The sequence below is a fragment of the Dyadobacter sp. BHUBP1 genome (assembly GCF_050587785.1).
Classification (GTDB): Bacteria; Bacteroidota; Bacteroidia; order Cytophagales; family Spirosomataceae; genus Dyadobacter.
The window spans coordinates 1-203 of sequence record NZ_JBOBIH010000069.1; the positions used below are offsets into that span (position 1 = coordinate 1).

General features: G+C 54.7%; 1 protein-coding gene. It reads right to left on the reverse strand.

Annotated features, from left to right (window positions below; all coding sequences use genetic code 11):
• The coding region (locus ACQ4MZ_RS31680) for a hypothetical protein (RefSeq protein ID WP_430852044.1) at window positions 1-203 on the reverse strand (203 nt) is incomplete at both ends.

A 203-nucleotide genomic window follows, 5' to 3' on the forward strand; every position in this document is an offset into this window, starting at 1 on the left:
TCCCAGGGTACGAGCGCGGTCCATTTCAGTCCTACCTGGTTGGGTTGTGCGGCAGCCTGTTCGAGCCTGACCGAGCTGGCGGTTTCGGTTTCGTCGAACTTGGTAAGCTGGCCGTTTACCGTGGTATAATATTCGAGTTTGTAGTTGTAGGCATTGGCCTCAGTATTCAATCCTTTGTCGACGAAAAGGGTGTCGGCCGCTCC